This window comes from Streptomyces sp. NPDC006393 (assembly GCF_040628575.1).
Classification (GTDB): domain Bacteria; phylum Actinomycetota; class Actinomycetes; order Streptomycetales; family Streptomycetaceae; genus Streptomyces.
In genome coordinates this window covers 1-16385 of the sequence record NZ_JBEXZD010000148.1, presented here as the reverse complement: position 1 = coordinate 16385, position 16385 = coordinate 1, and the positions used below count along the sequence as shown (strand labels likewise).

13 protein-coding genes and 1 pseudogene are annotated in these 16385 nt (G+C 72.0%); 8 read left to right on the top strand and 6 right to left on the bottom strand.

What is annotated here, in order from left to right; genetic code table 11:
- The 5 genes from ABZ484_RS35640 to pgl all read left to right on the top strand — a co-directional run.
- The coding region (locus ABZ484_RS35640) for a transketolase C-terminal domain-containing protein (protein ID WP_358870113.1) at positions 1–617 on the top strand (617 nt) is incomplete at its 5' end.
- A gap of 36 nt (positions 618–653) precedes the next feature.
- Positions 654–1772, top strand: a complete 1119-nt coding sequence (tal, locus tag ABZ484_RS35635) for a transaldolase (protein WP_358870112.1) — start codon at positions 654–656, stop codon at positions 1770–1772.
- A gap of 4 nt (positions 1773–1776) precedes the next feature.
- Complete coding sequence (gene zwf, locus ABZ484_RS35630; protein ID WP_358870111.1) at positions 1777–3315, top strand: glucose-6-phosphate dehydrogenase; 1539 nt, start codon at positions 1777–1779, stop codon at positions 3313–3315.
- Positions 3312–4373: a glucose-6-phosphate dehydrogenase assembly protein OpcA gene (gene opcA / locus ABZ484_RS35625; RefSeq protein ID WP_358870110.1), complete on the top strand. Its 1062-nt coding sequence runs from the start codon at positions 3312–3314 to the stop codon at positions 4371–4373. Before zwf ends, opcA begins: the two co-directional genes overlap by 4 nt.
- Complete coding sequence (pgl, locus tag ABZ484_RS35620) at positions 4370–5152, top strand: 6-phosphogluconolactonase (RefSeq protein WP_358870109.1); 783 nt, start codon at positions 4370–4372, stop codon at positions 5150–5152. The genes opcA and pgl overlap by 4 nt, the downstream gene beginning before the upstream one ends.
- Before the next feature lie 65 nt (positions 5153–5217).
- Here the strand turns inward: pgl and ABZ484_RS35615 are convergent, their stop codons facing one another.
- From ABZ484_RS35615 to ABZ484_RS35595, 5 genes are all read right to left on the bottom strand, one after another.
- Entirely contained in the window at positions 5218–6057 is an 840-nt protein-coding gene (locus tag ABZ484_RS35615; RefSeq protein ID WP_358870108.1) for a carbohydrate ABC transporter permease, read from the bottom strand.
- Positions 6054–7427: an ABC transporter permease subunit gene (locus ABZ484_RS35610; protein WP_358870107.1), complete on the bottom strand. Its 1374-nt coding sequence runs from the start codon at positions 7425–7427 to the stop codon at positions 6054–6056. Before ABZ484_RS35610 ends, ABZ484_RS35615 begins: the two co-directional genes overlap by 4 nt.
- A 6-nt stretch (positions 7428–7433) precedes the next feature.
- Complete coding sequence (locus ABZ484_RS35605; protein WP_358870106.1) at positions 7434–8765, bottom strand: ABC transporter substrate-binding protein; 1332 nt, start codon at positions 8763–8765, stop codon at positions 7434–7436.
- Positions 8766–8837: 72 nt separating this feature from the next.
- Positions 8838–10709, bottom strand: coding sequence for a glycoside hydrolase family 13 protein (locus ABZ484_RS35600; protein ID WP_358870105.1), 1872 nt, complete (start codon positions 10707–10709; stop codon positions 8838–8840).
- A 144-nt stretch (positions 10710–10853) separates the two neighbouring features.
- Positions 10854–12125, bottom strand: coding sequence for an ABC transporter substrate-binding protein (locus ABZ484_RS35595; RefSeq protein ID WP_358870104.1), 1272 nt, complete (start codon positions 12123–12125; stop codon positions 10854–10856).
- Between the two features lie 131 nt (positions 12126–12256).
- Between ABZ484_RS35595 and ABZ484_RS35590 the strand changes: the two genes are divergently transcribed.
- The 3 genes from ABZ484_RS35590 to ABZ484_RS35580 are packed head-to-tail and all read left to right on the top strand — an operon-like array spanning position 12257 to position 15820.
- A complete protein-coding gene (locus ABZ484_RS35590; RefSeq protein ID WP_358870103.1) occupies positions 12257–12772 on the top strand; it encodes a PadR family transcriptional regulator in 516 nt (171 codons plus the stop codon).
- Positions 12769–13518 carry an ABC transporter ATP-binding protein gene (locus ABZ484_RS35585; protein WP_358870102.1) on the top strand — a complete coding sequence of 250 codons (750 nt, stop codon included), beginning with the start codon at positions 12769–12771 and terminating at the stop codon, positions 13516–13518. The genes ABZ484_RS35590 and ABZ484_RS35585 overlap by 4 nt, the downstream gene beginning before the upstream one ends.
- Before the next feature lie 4 nt (positions 13519–13522).
- On the top strand, positions 13523–15820 hold the full coding sequence (locus ABZ484_RS35580; protein ID WP_358870101.1) for an FtsX-like permease family protein: 2298 nt from the start codon (positions 13523–13525) through the stop codon (positions 15818–15820).
- Positions 15821–15852: 32 nt separating this feature from the next.
- Here ABZ484_RS35580 and ABZ484_RS35575 read toward each other — a convergent pair.
- Positions 15853–16385 (bottom strand): annotated as a pseudogene (locus ABZ484_RS35575) (glucose-6-phosphate isomerase); the annotation flags it as partial.

Here is a 16385-nt window from a genome sequence, read left to right as displayed (position 1 = left end):
CCCACCAGCCGGTCGAGCACCTGGCCTCGCTGCGCGCCATCCCGGGCCTGAACATCGTCCGCCCGGCCGACGCCAACGAGACCGCGATCGCCTGGCGGGAGATCCTCAGCCGCTGGACCAAGGAGTTCGGCAAGGGGCAGCCGCACGGCCTGGCCCTGACCCGCCAGGGTGTGCCGACGTACGAGCCCAACGACGACGCGGCGCGCGGCGGCTACGTCCTCTTCGAGGCGGAGGGCCCCGACGGGCAGAACGCGGAGCCTCAGGTGATCCTGATCGCCACCGGCTCCGAGGTGCACGTGGCCGTCGAGGCGCGCGAGCAGCTGCAGGCCGACGGCGTCCCCACGCGTGTGGTCTCCATGCCTTCCCAGGAGTGGTTCGAGGAGCAGGACCAGGGGTACCGGGACAGCGTCCTGCCCCCGGCCGTGCGGGCGCGCGTCGCGGTCGAGGCGGGCGTGGGTCTGCCCTGGCACAAGTACGTGGGAGACGCGGGGCGCATTGTTTCCCTGGAGCACTTCGGCGCCTCCGCCGACGCCAAGGTGCTCTTCCGCGAATTCGGCTTCACCGCCGAGAACGTGGCGGCCAAGGCCCGGGAATCCATCGCCGCCGCCCAGCGCTGACGCTCACATATACGACACGTAGGAGATGCAATTTCCATGACAGACGCACTCAAGCGCCTCACCGATGAAGGCGTCGCGATCTGGCTGGACGACCTGTCGCGCAAGCGCATCACGTCCGGCAACCTCGCCGAGCTGATCGACCAGCAGCACGTCGTGGGCGTCACCACCAACCCGACGATCTTCCAGAAGGCGATCTCGCAGGGCGACGGGTACGACCGTCAGCTGTCGGACCTGGCCGCCCGCAAGGTGACCGTGGAAGAGGCCATCCGCATGATCACCACGGCGGACGTCCGCGACGCCGCCGACATCCTGCGCCCGGTCTTCGACGCCACCGACGGCCAGGACGGCCGGGTCTCCATCGAGGTCGACCCGCGCCTGGCGCACAACACCCGGGCGACGGTCGCCGAGGCCCGCCAGCTGGCCTGGCTGGTGGACCGCCCGAACACCCTGATCAAGATCCCGGCCACCGAGGCGGGCCTGCCGGCGATCGCCCAGACCATCGGCAACGGCATCAGCGTCAACGTCACGCTGATCTTCTCGCTGGAGCGCTACCGCGCGGTCATGGACGCCTACCTGACCGGCCTGGAGAAGGCCAAGGAGCGCGGCCTGGACCTGTCGAAGATCCACTCGGTGGCGTCGTTCTTCGTCTCCCGCGTGGACACCGAGATCGACCGGCGCATCGACGAGATGGGCACCGACGAGGCCAGGGCGCTGCGCGGCAAGGCGGGCGTGGCCAACGCGCGTCTGGCCTACCAGGCGTACGAGGAGGTCTTCTCCTCCGACCGCTGGAACGCGCTGGAGAAGGACGGCGCGAACAAGCAGCGTCCGCTGTGGGCCTCCACCGGTGTGAAGGACAAGGCGTACAAGCCCACCATGTACGTCGAGGAGCTGGCGGCGCCGAACACGGTGAACACCATGCCGGAGGCCACGCTGGAGGCCACCGAGGAGCACGGTGAGATCCGCGGCGACGCCGTCCGCGGCACCTACGAGCAGGCCCGTGCCGAGCTGGACGCGCTGGAGAAGATCGGTATCTCCTACGACGACGTGGTCCAGGTTCTGGAGGACGAGGGCGTCGAGAAGTTCGAGGCCTCCTGGAACGACCTGCTGAAGTCGACCGAGGCGGAGCTGGAGCGCCTCGCCCCCACGGAGGGCTGACACCTTGTCGCCGCTTTCCGGTACCGGAGCGAACCCGCTCCGTGACCCCGCGGACCGACGGCTCCCGCGTATCGCGGGGCCGTCGGGCCTGGTCATCTTCGGCGTCACGGGCGATCTGTCGCGCAAGAAGCTGATGCCCGCCGTGTACGACCTCGCCAACCGGGGTCTGCTGCCGCCGGGCTTCTCGCTGGTCGGCTTCGCCCGCCGCGACTGGGAGCACGAGGACTTCGCGCAGGTCGTGCACGACGCCGTCAAGGAGCACGCGCGCACGCCGTTCCGCGAGGAGGTCTGGCAGCAGCTCAGCCAGGGCATGCGCTTCGTGCAGGGCACCTTCGACGACGACGAGGCGTTCGAACGGCTGCGCGGCACGATCGAGGAGCTGGACAAGGCGCAGGGCACGGGCGGCAACTTCGCCTTCTATCTTTCGGTGCCGCCGAAGTCGTTCCCGGTCGTCATCCAGCAGCTGAAGAAGCACGGCCTGGCCGACCAGACGGGCGGTTCCTGGCGACGCGCGGTCATCGAGAAGCCCTTCGGTCACGACCTGAGGTCGGCCGAGGAGCTGAACCGGGTCGTGCACGACGTGTTCGAGCCGGAGCAGGTCTTCCGCATCGACCACTACCTGGGCAAGGAGACCGTCCAGAACATCCTGGCGCTGCGCTTCGCCAACCAGATGTTCGAGCCGGTCTGGAACCGGTCCTTCGTGGACCATGTGCAGATCACCATGGCCGAGGACATCGGCATCGGCGGTCGCGCGGGCTACTACGACGGGATCGGCGCCGCCCGGGACGTCATCCAGAACCACCTGCTCCAGCTGCTCGCGCTCACCGCGATGGAGGAGCCCGCCTCCTTCGGCGCGGACGCGCTGGCCGCGGAGAAGGAGAAGGTGCTCGGTGCCGTCCGGCTGCCGAAGGACCTGGGCAAGTCCACCGTGCGCGGGCAGTACGCGGGCGGCTGGCAGGGCGGCGAGAAGGTCATCGGCTACCTCGAGGAAGAGGGCATCGACAAGAAGTCGAAGACCGACACGTACGCGGCCATCAAGCTGGAGATCGACAACCGCCGCTGGGCGGGCGTCCCCTTCTACCTGCGCACCGGCAAGCGGCTGGGCCGCCGGGTCACCGAGATCGCGGTGGTCTTCCAGCGGGCCCCGCACTCCCCCTTCGACACCACGGCGACGGAGGAGCTGGGCCAGAACGCGGTCGTCATCCGCGTCCAGCCCGACGAGGGCGTGACGGTCCGCTTCGGCTCCAAGGTGCCGGGCACGTCGATGGAGATCCGGGACGTGTCGATGGACTTCGCCTACGGCGAGTCCTTCACCGAGTCCAGCCCCGAGGCGTACGAGCGCCTGATCCTGGACGTGCTGCTCGGCGACGCCAACCTCTTCCCGCGCACGGAGGAGGTCGAGCTGTCCTGGAAGATCCTCGACCCGATCGAGGAGTACTGGGACAAGCACGGCAGGCCCGCGCAGTACGCGTCCGGGACCTGGGGGCCGGCCGAGGCGGACGAGATGCTCGCACGAGACGGACGGAGCTGGCGCCGGCCATGAAGATAGACCTGACGGCCACCACGGCCGGAAAGATCAACAAGGCGCTGGTGCAGGCCCGCCGGGCGATCGGCACTCCCGCCGTGGGCATGGTGCTCACCCTCGTCATCGTCACCGACGAGGAGAACGCCTATGACGCCCTCAAGGCCGCCGGTGACGCCTCCCGCGAGCATCCTTCGCGCACCCTGGTGGTGATCCGGCGCATCTCGCGCACCCTGCGCGACCGCACGTCGTCGCGGCTGGACGCCGAGGTGCGGGTGGGCGCGGACGCCGGCACCGGCGAGACGGTGGTGCTGCGGCTGTACGGCGAGGTGTGCGACCACGCCCAGTCGGTGGTGCTTCCGCTGCTGCTGCCGGACGCGCCGGTCGTCGTGTGGTGGCCGGTGAACGGCCCGCTCGACCCGGCGAACGACCCGCTGGGCGCGCTGGCCCAGCGCCGGGTCACCGACACCTACGCCTGCGAGGAGCCGCTGCGCGAACTGGCGGCGCGGGCCGAGGCCTACAGCCCCGGCGACACCGACCTGGCGTGGACCCGGATCACGCCCTGGCGCTCGATGCTGGCGGCCGCTCTCGACCAGGTGACCTGCGAGGTCCGGTCGGTCGAGGTGGAGGGCGAGGAGTTCAACCCGAGCTGCGAGCTGCTGGCGATGTGGCTCGCGGACCGGCTGGAGGTCCCGGTGAAGCGCTCGCCGTCCACCGGGCCCGGGCTGACCGCGGTCCGTCTGGACACCAGCTGCGGCCCGATCAAGCTGGACCGGGCCGACGGCAGGCTGGCGACCCTGTCCATCCAGGGGCAGCCGGAGCGCGCGGTGGCGCTGAAGCGGCGGGAGACGGCCGAGCTGATCGCGGAGGAGCTGCGGCGGCTCGACCCGGACGACACCTACGCGTCGGCGCTGCGCTTCGGAGTGGACCGGCTGACCGGCGCCGCCGGCCCGGTGCTCGCCGAGGACGGGCCGGTCGCCGTCGCCACGCCCGAGGAGGACACGGCGAAGGCACCCGCGCAGCGGGCGGCCTCCCGGACCGCCCGCAAGTCCACGAGCCGGAAGGCGGCGGCGAAGTGAGCACTCCTCAGCTGGTCGTCCACCGCGACAAGGAACTGATGGCGCAGGCCGCCGCGGCCCGGCTGATCACGAAGATCGTGGACGCCCAGGCCTCGACGGGCGCGGCGAACGTGGTCCTGACGGGCGGCCGCAACGGCAACGGCGTGCTGGCCGCGCTGGCCGCCGCCCCGGCCCGCGACGCGATCGACTGGGGCCGTCTGGACCTGTGGTGGGGCGACGAGCGGTTCCTGCCGGAGGGCGACCCGGAGCGCAACGTCACGCAGGCCGAGGAGGCGCTGCTGGACTCCGTGCCGCTGGACCCGAAGCGCGTGCACGCCATGCCCGCGTCGGACGGCCCGTACGGCACGGACGTCGAGGCCGCGGCCGAGGCCTACGCCGAGGAACTGGCCCGTGCGGCCGGTCCCGCGAACCACGGCGCGGTGCCGACCTTCGACGTGCTGATGCTCGGCGTGGGCCCGGACACCCACGTGGCGTCGCTGTTCCCGGAGCACCCGGGGGTCCGGGAGACGGAGCGCACGGTGATCGGCGTCCACGGCTCCCCGAAGCCGCCGCCCACCCGTATCTCCCTCACCCTGCCCGCGATCCGCTCGGCCCGCGAGGTCTGGCTGCTGGCGGCGGGCGAGGACAAGGCGAACGCGGTGGCCATGGCCCTCTCCGGCACCGGCGAGATCCAGGCCCCCGCGGCGGGCGCCCAGGGCCGCGCCCGCACCCTGTGGCTCCTGGACACGGCAGCGGCCTCCCAGTTGCCGAGGTCGCTGTATCCCCCGGCGTCGGCGTGAGCACGCGAGCAGGGGGTGGCGCGGGTTTCCGCGCCACCCCCTGCTGCTAGCCCTGCCGCCTGCCGCTACTTCACCGACCCCGCCATGACCCCCTGCACAAAGTGCCGCTGGAAGGCGAAGAACACCACCACCGGCACCACCAGCGACAGAAACGCCCCCGGCGCCAGCACATCGATGTTGCTCCCGAACTGCCGTATCTGCGACTGGAGTTCCACCGTCAGCGGCTGCGACGAGCTGTCCGCGAACAACAGCGCCACCAGCATGTCGTTCCACACCCACAGGAACTGGAAGATCGCCAGGCTGGCGATCGCCGGCCGCCCCACCGGCAGCACCAGCTGCACGAAGATGCGCCACTCGCTCCCCCCGTCCATGCGGGCCGCCTCCAGCATCTCCTTCGGCATCTCCGCGAAGTAGTTGCGCAGCAGGAACACCGCGAACGGCAGCCCGTACGCCACATGGAACAGCACGACACCGGGGATCGTGCCGAACAGCCCCAGCTGCCCGAAGAGTTTGGCCACCGGCAGCAGCCCGATCTGGACCGGCACCACCAGCATCGCGACCACCAGCAGGAACAGCGGCTCGCGGCCGGGGAAGTCCAGCCAGGCGAAGGCGTATCCGGCGAGCGCGGCGATGACGACGACGAGCACGGTCGCCGGCACCGAGATCAGCACGGTGTTCCAGAAGGCCTGGGTGATGCCGGCGTTCTTCAGCAGCGCCGAGTAGTTGTCGAAGGACAGCTGGCCGGGGCTGGTCAGGGCCGTCCACCAGCCGCCCTTGGCGGTGTCCTGGGCCGAGCGCAGCGAGGACACGAACAGCCCGGCCAGGGGTGTCAGCCAGACCAGGCCGATCACCACGAGGAAGGCCTGCACGAGCCCGTTGCCCAGGCCCCTCCTGACCGCGTTCATCGCTGACTCCTTCGGAAGCGGCGGACGTTGAAGACCATCGCGGGGATGACGAGCAGCAGGAGCAGCACACCCAGCGCACTGCCCAGCCCCTGGTTGTTGCCGCCGCCGAAGGACACCAGCCACATCTGCGTCGCGAGCACGGTCGCGTCCTCCTGCACCGGCCCGGGCGCGATGATGTAGACGAGGTCGAAGACCTTCATCACGTTGATGACGAGCGTGACGAAGACGACGGTCAGCACCGGGGCGAGCAGCGGCACGGTGATGCGGCGGAAGACCTGCCACTCGTTGGCCCCGTCCATCCGGGCGGCCTCCAGCGTGTCGCGCGGCAGCGTGGACAGTCCGGCGCCGATCAGCACCATCGCGAACCCGGTCCAGATCCACAGGTACGCCCCGATGATCGCCGGTGTGACGAGCGTCGGCCCCAGCCAGGAGACGCCCTGGTAGGGCGGCGCGAAGTTGGACTCCGGGAGCCGGAGCGTGTACGTCCCCGCGTGCAGGCCGGGGAAGCGGAAGGAGCCGTCGGAGGCGGTGGTGGCCCGGGCGACGGTCCGCCCGTCGCGCACGGCCTCGACCTTCATGCCGGGCAGTCCGTTCTCCCGCCGGTCGACCTTGCCCTGGGTGCCGGTTCCGCCGGGTGTGAAGTCGAGGTAGACGACTCCGCGCACCTCGTCGGCGGCGGCCTTCCGTCCGGCCGCCGGCCAGGCGGGCGAGGCGTCCCCCGGCAGGTCCCCGGGCAGTACCCCGACCATCGGCAGCGCCACCGTGGCGCCGGGCGACACGGCGGCGTTCGTGGTGTAGGAGCCGTCGTGGGCCTGAGTGAGCCCGTGCGGTCCGGTGCGGGCCCGTGCCGTCGGGTACGAGGAGGTGCCGGTGAAGGCGTCGTGGACGGAGACGACGGCGGCGTTGAGCACGCCCTTGTCGGGATCCTGGTCGTAGGCGAGCCGGAAGATGATCCCGGCGGCGAGGAAGGACACCGCCATGGGCATGAACAGCAGCAGCTTGAACGCCGTCGCCCAGCGGACCTTCTCCACCAGCACGGCGAGGATCAGGCCCAGTCCGGTCAGCAGCGCCGGGGCGACGACCACCCAGATCACGGTGTTCCGGATGGCCTTGAGGGTGGCCGGGTCGCGGAACATCTCGGTGTAGTTGTCGCCCCCGACGAAGCGGGTGCCGGAGGCGTCGAAGAAGCTGCGCCCGACGGAGAACAGCACCGGGTAGACGACGAGCGCGCCGAGCAGCAGCAGCGCGGGGAACGCGAACAGCAGGGCGACGATCCGGCCGCGCCGCCGCGCGCGACGCGCGCGGTCGGCCTGACCGGCGGGCGGCGGAGAGCTCGCCGCCCGCTCCTTGGTGACGGTGGTGGCGGTCATGTCCGCTCAGCCCTGGCCCTGGTACGCCTTGGCGGCCGCGGCCTCCAGCTTCGCCGCGGTGCCCTTCGGGTCCGACGGGTCGCGCAGGAAGTCCTGGAGCAGCTTCCACTCGCCGGTGCCCTTGGTGCCGCCGAAGGCCGCCGGGGCCTGGTCGGACATGTCGAAGCGGACCGAGTCGCCCGCGTCGACCAGGGACTTGGCGGTGGCCCGGGTGACGTCGTCGCCGTAGGAGGCCAGGTCGAGCTTCTTGTTCGGGGACAGGAAGCCGCCCGCCTTCGCCCACACGGCCGAGGCCTCGGGGGTGGCCAGGTACTCCAGGAGCTTCATGCCGGCCTTGGCGTTCTTGCCGTCCTTGAGCACGACGGCCGCGTCACCGCCGCTGACGACGGGTGCCTTGCCGCCGTCGACGGCGGGGAAGGGGAAGAAGTTCGCGTCCTTGCCGATGGTCTTCCCGAACTGGTCGTGGGCGACCCCGGCGACGAAGTCGCCCTCGTAGACCATGCCGGCCTGCGGCTTGGGCCCGAACACCTTCTCCACCGAGCCGGGGAAGTCGGTGTTGAGTGCCTCCTTCTGCCCGCCCGCGATCAGCTGCTTGTCCTTGAACAGCTTGCCGAGCGTGCCGAGCGCCTTGACCACGCTGGCGTCGGTCCACTTCAGCCGGTGCGCGGCGAGGGCGTCGTACTTCTCCGGTCCGGCCTGGGAGAGGTAGACGTTCTCGAACCAGTCGGTGAGGGTCCAGCCGTCCTGCCCGGCGACCGCGAACGCGGCGAGCCCGGAGTCGGAGACGGTGTGCCCGGCCTTGAGCATCTCGTCGTAGGTGGTGGGCGGCTGGACGCCGGCCTGGCTGAGCGCGTCGGGGCTGTACCAGACGGTCGACTTGTGGGCGGCCTTGAAGTACAGGCCGTACAGGGTGCCGTCGACGCTGCCGTACTTCTTCCACACCGGCGCGTAGCCCGCGTCGACCTCCTTCCGCGTGGTGGCGGACAGCGGGGTGAGCCAGCCCTTCTTCGCGAACTGCTGGAGCACGCCGACCTGCGGGACCATCACCACGTCGGGGGCGTTGCCGCCCTCGATCTTGCTGCCGACCACGGTGGAGACGTTGTCGCCCGTGGACACGAACTGGGTCTTGGCGCCGGTCTTCGCGGTGAACGCGTCCAGCACCTTCTGGAAGTTCTTCTGCTCGCTGCCGGACCAGACACCGGCGACGGTGACGGTCTGGCCGCTGAGTTCCTTGTCGCCGCCGCCCGCCGAGACGGGGTCGCCGCCGCAGGCGGTGGCGCCGAGGGCGAGCACGAGGGCGGTGCAGCCGGTGAGCAGGGCGGTGCGTCGTCGCATCATCGTCGATGTTCCCTTCGAGGGTTCGTGGCCGGGGTGTTGCGAGAGGTTGGCGAGGGATCGGGGTGCCGAAGGTCAGAGGTCGGCGATCCACCAGGCGGCCGTGGAGCCGGGCAGCACCCCGGCCGCGGGGCAGGGGCCGCTGGCCAGCAGCGGCGTGCCGGAGACGGGGGCGGGCGCGGGAGCCGTACCGAAGTTGACGGCGCAGACCAGGCCGTCGCCGCGGACGAAGGCCAGCACGCCGGGCGGGGTGTCCAGCCAGCGCAGGTCGCCCTCGCCCAACTGGGGCAGCTCCCGGCGCAGTTGCAGACCGTCGCGGTACAGGTGCCAGAAGGAGCGGGTGTCGGCGAGGGCGCGTTCGGTGGCGTACTCGGCGAAGTACTCCGGCTGCGGCAGCCAGGGCCGTACGCCCTCGGCGCCGGAGGTGAAGCCGAACGGGGACGCCTGTCCCGACCAGGGCAGCGGCACCCGGCAGCCGTCGCGGACGCGGGCGCGGCTGCCGGTGCGGCGGAAGATCGGGTCGGTGAGCACGTCGTCGGGCAGGTCGACGACCTCGGGCAGACCGAGCTCCTCGCCCTGGTAGATGTACGCGGCTCCGGGCAGCGCCAGCATCAGCAGCGCGGCGGCACGGGCGCGGGCGGCGCCGAGGGGCTGCGCCGGGAGTGGCGTCGTCGGCCCGAAGGGCGGGCCGGGCGGCGGCGTGGGGGTACCTCCCGCCCGAGCCGTGCGAAGCTCGGTTCGAGGGTGGGGGAGCGTGCTCTCGGCGTGCCGGGCGGAAGCCCTCGTACTGGCCGTACTTGGGCTTTCGCTCGGTGCGGCGAGTGGGGGCACCTCGCACGCCCTTGAGGCAGTGGGGGAGCGTGCCAGGCGTCGCCCGGCAGGCGCCACTTCCGGCGCAGTCCCTCGACCGCTGCCTTCGGGGACGGGTTCGCCGTAGCGGGTGACGGTGCGGACCTGGTCGTGGTTGTTGAGGACCCAGGTGACCGTGGAGCCGGTGCCGGCGATGTCCTCCATGGCCTCGGAGACGACCTTGCGGAAGGCGTCGGCGTCCCAGGGGGCGCTGAGCAGGTCGAAGAAGAACGCCTGGTGGAGTTCGTCCGGGCGGACGTACCGGGCGTGTTCGCGGGCGGTGGGGACGGAGACCTCGCCGACGAGGAGGCGCTCGCGTCCGTCGCGCTCCCGGTACTCCTCGCACAGGGAACGCCAGTGGCGCCACACGTCGTGCACCTCGGGCTGGTTCCAGGCGAGCGGGTTGACCGAGTCGCGGGTGCGGGCGTCGGCCTCCGGGTCGTCGGAGTCGGGCAGTTCGGGGTGCTTGAAGAGGCCCGCGGCGACGTCGATACGGAAGCCGTCGACGCCGCGGTCCAGCCAGAACCGCAGGACGCGGTCGAACTCGGCGGGGATCTCGGGGTTGCGCCAGTTCCAGTCGGGCTGTTCGGGGGTGAACATGTGCAGGTACCACTGGCCGTCGCCGACTCTGCTCCAGGCCGGGCCGCCGAACATGGCGTGCCAGTTGTTGGGCGGTTCGCTGCCGTCGGGCCCGCGGCCGTCGGCGAAGTGGAAGCGGGCGCGGGCCGGGCTGCCGGGCTCGGCGGCGAGCGCCTCGCGGAACCACGGGTGCTCGCTGGAGCAGTGGTTGGGGACGATGTCGAGGAGCACCTTGACGCCGAACCGCCGGGCGGCCGACACCAGCAGGTCGAACTCGGCGAGGTCGCCGAAGACCGGGTCGACCCCGCAGTAGTCGGCCACGTCGTAGCCGTGGTCGTGCTGCGGCGAGGGGTAGAACGGGCTCAGCCAGATCCCGTCGACGCCGAGCTTCTTCAGGTACGGCAGCCCCGCGCGGACGCCGGCCAGATCGCCGATGCCGTCGCCGGTGCTGTCCAGGAAGCTGCGGACGTAGACCTGGTAGATCACCGCGTCGCGCCACCAGTGGTGCTTGCTCAACATGCATGCATGTTAGGTAGGCGCTGCGCAGGGGTGTCAATGAAGTGAACGGAGGCTACCGGGCAGTTGAGGGTATAAATCGCCACTTACTGGAGCACTGCGAAGCCAAATGAGATATGCGCGTTACCTAACAAGTAACTATCGCGGCTAGCGGCGGGCGATGGCGTCGAGTTCCCGCGCCAGCCGGCGCACGGCCTGCTCGGGCGTCTGACGCCCGGTCAGCGCGTCGTGCACGACGGCCTGCACCACCAGGCTGACCTGGTCGTAGTGCGGGCTCTTGGGACGCGGCGCGGCCGAGAGCACGGCGGCGCGCAGGGTCGGCAGATACGGGAACCGCCGCACGAGGGCGGGGTCCTCGTAGAGCGCGGCACGCACCGGCGGCAGCGAGCCCCGGGTGAGCACCTGGCGCTGGACGCGCTCGCTGGTCAGGTACGCGATCAGGCGCGCGGCGGAGTCGGGGTGCCGCGCGTGGGTGTTGACGGCGAGGTTGGAGCCTCCGAGGACGCTCGTGCCCGGCCCGTCCGGCCCCGGCAGCGGTACGGCGCCGATCTTCCCGGCGACCTTGGACCCCGGGGCGGAGGCGACGGCGTACGCGTAGGGCCAGTTGCGCAGGAAGAGCAGCCGGCCGTCCTGGAAGGCCTGCTTGGACTCCTCCTCCTTGTAGGTGAGCGCCGCCCTGGGGATCCAGCCCTCGCGGAAGCCGCGCGCGAGGAATCCGATGCCCTCGCGGGCGGCGGCGGAGTTGACGGTGACGCGCGCGCCCTCGTCGCCGAGGATCGTGCCGCCCGCCGAGTACACCGCCTCGGCCGCGTTGACGGTGAGGCCCTCGTAGGGCAGGAACTGGCCCGCGTAGCCGCCCAGTCCGTACTTGGGCGCGATGGTCTTCGCGTCGTGTTCCAGCTCGGCCCAGGTGCGCGGCGGCGGCACGCCCTCCTTCGCGAGGACGTCCTTTCGGTACAGGAGCAGCCCGGCGTTCGTGACGTACGGGACGGCGTACAGCCGTCCGTCGTAGGTGGCCGTGTCGACGACCGGCGGCAGGAAGGTCTTCAGCGGGAAGCGGTCGCGCGGCAGCGGGCGGATCCAGCCGGCGGCGGCGAACTCCGAGGTCCAGTTGACGTCGATGTTGAGCACGTCGAAGCGGCTGCGGTCGCCGCCGCGCAGGTCGGTGGTCATCTGCGCGTGGGTCTCGTCGGCGGAGTCGGGCAGCTCGACGAGGGTGACCCGCTCGGCGGGGTGGGTGCGGTTCCAGCCCTGGAGGAGGGGGCCGAGATAGCCGGTGAGGTCCCCGGCGGTGGCCAGGGTGAGCGGGCCGCGGCCGTCGCCCGCGCCCTCGTCGGCGTGGGCGCCGGAGGCGACGTACCCGGTGAGGATCACGACGAGTGCGAGGAGGCCCCTACCGGCGGCGCGTATCCACCGCATAGGTTCCTCCCTGAACACGTACGCCTGGCTCCGGGCACCCTCGCCCGGGAGTCAGAGGCCATGTATACCTGTTAGGTATGGGCGATACTAGGGCCTGGAGCACATTGTGAGAGGACAGGAGGAGAGCACGAGTGCGCCTGCCCCTCCTGGCACTCCTCGCGCGCGGCCCCGCCCACGGCTACGAGCTCAAGCAGGACCTTGAGCAACTGCTGGGCTCCGCGTACCCTCAGCCGAACGTCGGCCAGATCTACGTGACCCTCGGCCGCCTCGAGAAGTCGGGACTGATCGAGGGCGAGGAGGTCGAGCAGTCCAGCCGGCCCAACAAGAAGATCTACCACCTCACCGACGCCGGACGTGAGGAGTTGCGCGCCTGGTTCGCGGAGCCCGAGGACGAGCCACGGGTACGGGACGAGTTCTTCATGAAACTCGCCCTCGCCCCGCAGACCGGCCTCGCCGACCAGATCGCCCTCATCAACAAGCAGCGGCGTCAGTACCTCAACACCATGCGCAACCTGTCGAAGCTGGCCGCGGCCGAGAACCGCGACAACAGAATCGCCCATCTGCTGATCGAGGGCGCCATGCTGCACCTCCAGGCCGACCTTGACTGGCTGGAACGGTGCCAGGAGGAACTGGAGGAGCCGCGGTGAGCGACCACCCCACTCCCCTGCTGCGCGCCGAGGGCCTCGTCAAGACACACTACGGCGAGGGCGCTCCCGCCCGTGCCGTGCGCGGGGTGGACCTTCAGGTGGCGCGCGGCGAGTTCGTGGCCGTCACCGGTCCCTCCGGCGCCGGGAAGTCGACGCTGCTGCATCTGCTGGGCGGGCTCCAGCGGCCGGACCAGGGCACTTACTGGCTGGACGGCCGGTGCACCGACTCCTACAGCGAGGCCCGCTGGGCGGAGGAGCGCCGGAAGGTCATCGGGATCGTCTTCCAGTTCTTCAACCTGGTCTCCAACCTGTCGGTCGCCGACAACGTCGAGCTGCCCGCCCTGCTCGCCGGCCGCTCCCCCAAGCAGGCCCGCGCCGAGCGGCGGGAGCTGCTGGCCGAGCTGGGGCTCGACGGCAAGGAGCGCGGCATGCCGGGCGAGCTGTCCGGCGGCGAGCAGCAGCGCGTCGCCCTGGCCCGCGCCCTGGTCAACCGTCCGCCGCTGCTGCTGGCCGACGAGCCGGCCGGCAGCCTCGACAGCAAGGGCACCCGCGAGGTGATGCGGCTGCTGTCCCGCTTCCACCAGCGCGGCCAGACGATCGTCCTGGTCACCCATGACGCCCGGCTGGCGAGCGCCGCGGACCGCGTGATCAGCTTCTTCGACGGCCGCATAGCCGACGACGCGGAGCTGGACGGCACGCCGTCCCGCCGGGCCGGGACGTCGGGCGTACTGGAGCTGAGGGACTGACCCCATGCGTGCCACCCTGCGCTGGGCGCACTCCGATCTGCGGACACACCGCGGCGAGGCGCTGTTCCTCGTGCTCGCGACCGCCGGCATCGTCGCCTCCCTGCTGCTGGCCACGGCGCTGTTCGGCTACGCCACCAATCCGTGGCAGCGGGTCTTCACCCAGGCGCGCGGCGCGCATGTGTGGATCCATGCCGTGCCGTCCGCGGACACCCGCCGGCTGGCCGCCCTGGACGGCGTGAACGCCGTCGCCGGCCCCTACGCCACCGAGTCCGTCACCGTCTCCGTGCGCGGCACCCGCGCGTCGGCCGAACTGCGCGGCACCCCCGGGCGACCCGCCGTCGGCCGCCCGCTGCTCGTCTCGGGCCACTGGCTCGACCCCGCCCGGCCCGACGGCGTGGTGCTGGAGGACAGCCTGGCCCGCGCCCTGCTCGCCGAGCCCGGCGACACCCTGACACTGCCCGGCACGACCCGGACGCTGATCGTCGTGGGCGTCGCCGACAGCGCCGAACCCCGCTACGGCCCCGGCGAGCAGCCCGGACTCGTCTGGGCGGTGCCGTCCGCGGTGCGCGACCCGGGCGGCCAGGTCGTGGGCCTGCGCCTGACCGACCCCGACGACACCGACTACGCGGTCCAGCGCGCCGTCACCGTGCTCGGCGCCGGCTCGGTCACCGAGGTCTCCACCTGGCGGCAGGCGCAGGCCGAGGCGCAGGGCGACAACCGGCTGCTCGGCCAGGTGCTGGGCCTGTTCGGACTGGGCGCGCTGGTGGCCGCCGCCTTCGCGGTCCACGGCGCGATCGGCACCCGGATCCGCGGTCATCTGCGGGACATCTCGGTACTGAAGGCGATCGGCTTCACGCCCGGCCAGGTGGTCCGGATCTTCCTGCTCCAGCACGTGGCGTACGCCGTGCTGGGCGCCGTGGCCGCGGCGGCCCTCATCCAGGGGCTGGGCGCCCGCGTGCCGGGGCGGCTGGGCGACGCGGTCGGAGTGTGGCAGGGGCTGCCGGGGCACACGGCGGCGCTGGTCGTGGTGCCGGTGGGCGCGGTGCTGTTCATCGGCGCGGTCACCGGGCTCGCGGCCTGGCGGGCGGGCCGCGTGCCCCCGGTACCGGTGCCGGGCCGTACGACCGCGCCCGGCGGCCGGCTGCCGGGCGTGGCACGCCGCGCCCTGGCGCTGCGGCTGCTCGGCCTGCGCCTGCCGCCCGCGCTGGTGCTCGGCGGGCACCAGGCCTTCGCCCGCCGCCCGCGCACCCTCGCCACGGTCGGCAGGCTCGCGCTGCCGCTGCTGCTGATCGTGGTGGCGATGAGCGCCTGGACCACCATCGACCGCTTCCACAGCCGGCCCGAGCGACTCGGTCTGCCGGCCGCGCTCACCGTCCGCGGGGACGGCACGCTCGGCGACCGGGGGACGCGGGCCCTGCTGGACCACGAGCCGCGGGTCGCCGCCGTCTACCCGGGTGTGGAGACCGCGGCACTGGTGCCCGGCCAGACCGCCACCATCGCTCTGCGAGGTCTCGGCACCCGCCAGGACCCCTACCCGTACACCCTCGCCGAGGGCCGTCCCGCGCACGGCCCGGACGAGGCGGTGGCCGGGCAGGGCCTGCTCGACCTCCTCGACGTACGGGTCGGCGACTGGGTGCGGATGACGGTGGGCGAGCAGCCGCAGATCCTGCACATCGTGGGCCGCAGCATCGAGCCGGAGAACGGCGGCCGGGTCATCTCCACCTCGCTGGACACCCTCCGCGAGAACGACCCGCACCTCACCCCGACCCTCTACCAGCTGCGGCTGCGCCCCGGCGCCGACGCCCACCAGGTCGCCGCCGCCCTGCTCGCGGCCGGCCACGGCCACCTGGACGTGCACGCCGTGACCAACCCGGCCGACGGGCTGTCCCCGCTGCGTGCCGTGGTCGCCGGGCTGGTCTGTGTGCTCGCGCTGATCGGCCTGGTCGAACTGCTGACCGCGATCGGCGGCACCGTGCGCGAGGGCGAGCGGGACCTGCTGGCCCTGAAGGCGATCGGGCTCTCGCCGCGCCAGATCACCGCGATCACGGTGACGGCCACCAGCTGCACCGCCCTGACGGCCGTGCTGATCGCCGCGGCCGCCGGTCTGCCGCTCGGCCACTGGCTGATCGACGCCCAGGGCCGCTCCAGCGGCATCGGCGCCGGCATCGCCGCGGGCCCCTCCCCGCTGCTCCTGCTGCTGTTCGGAGCCGCGGCGGTGGCGGGCGCCGCGGGACTCGCCGCCCTGCCCGCGTCCCGGGCGGCGCGGCGACGGCTCGCGGACACGCTGAGCGCGGTGGCCTGAACCACGGCCACCGCGACGGCGCGAGCGGCGGATCAGCTCCGGCCGCGCAGCTCCCGGTACTTCGCGACCAACGCCTTGGTCGAGGCGTCCAGGCCGGGGACCTCGGCGCCCTCGGTCAGGGCCGGTTCGACGCGCTTGGCCAGCACCTTGCCGAGCTCGACGCCCCACTGGTCGAAGGAGTCGATGTTCCAGATCGCGCCCTGGACGAACACCTTGTGCTCGTACAGCGCGACGAGCTGGCCGAGCACCGACGGGGTCAGCTCGGTCGCCAGGATCGTGGTCGTGGGATGGTCGCCCCGGAACGTCTTGTGCGGCACCAGCTCCTCCGGCACCCCCTCGGCGCGCACCTCCTCGGGCGTCTTGCCGAAGGCCAGCGCCTGGGTCTGCGCGAAGAAATTGGCCATCAGCAGGTCGTGCTGCGCCTTGAGTTCGTCGCTCAGCTCGGCGACCGGGTTGGCGAAGCCGATGAAGTCCGCCGGGATCAGCTTGGTGCCCTGGTGGATGAGCTGGTAGTAGGCGTGCTGGCCGTTGGTGCCCGGGGTGCCCCAGACCACGGGGCCGGTCT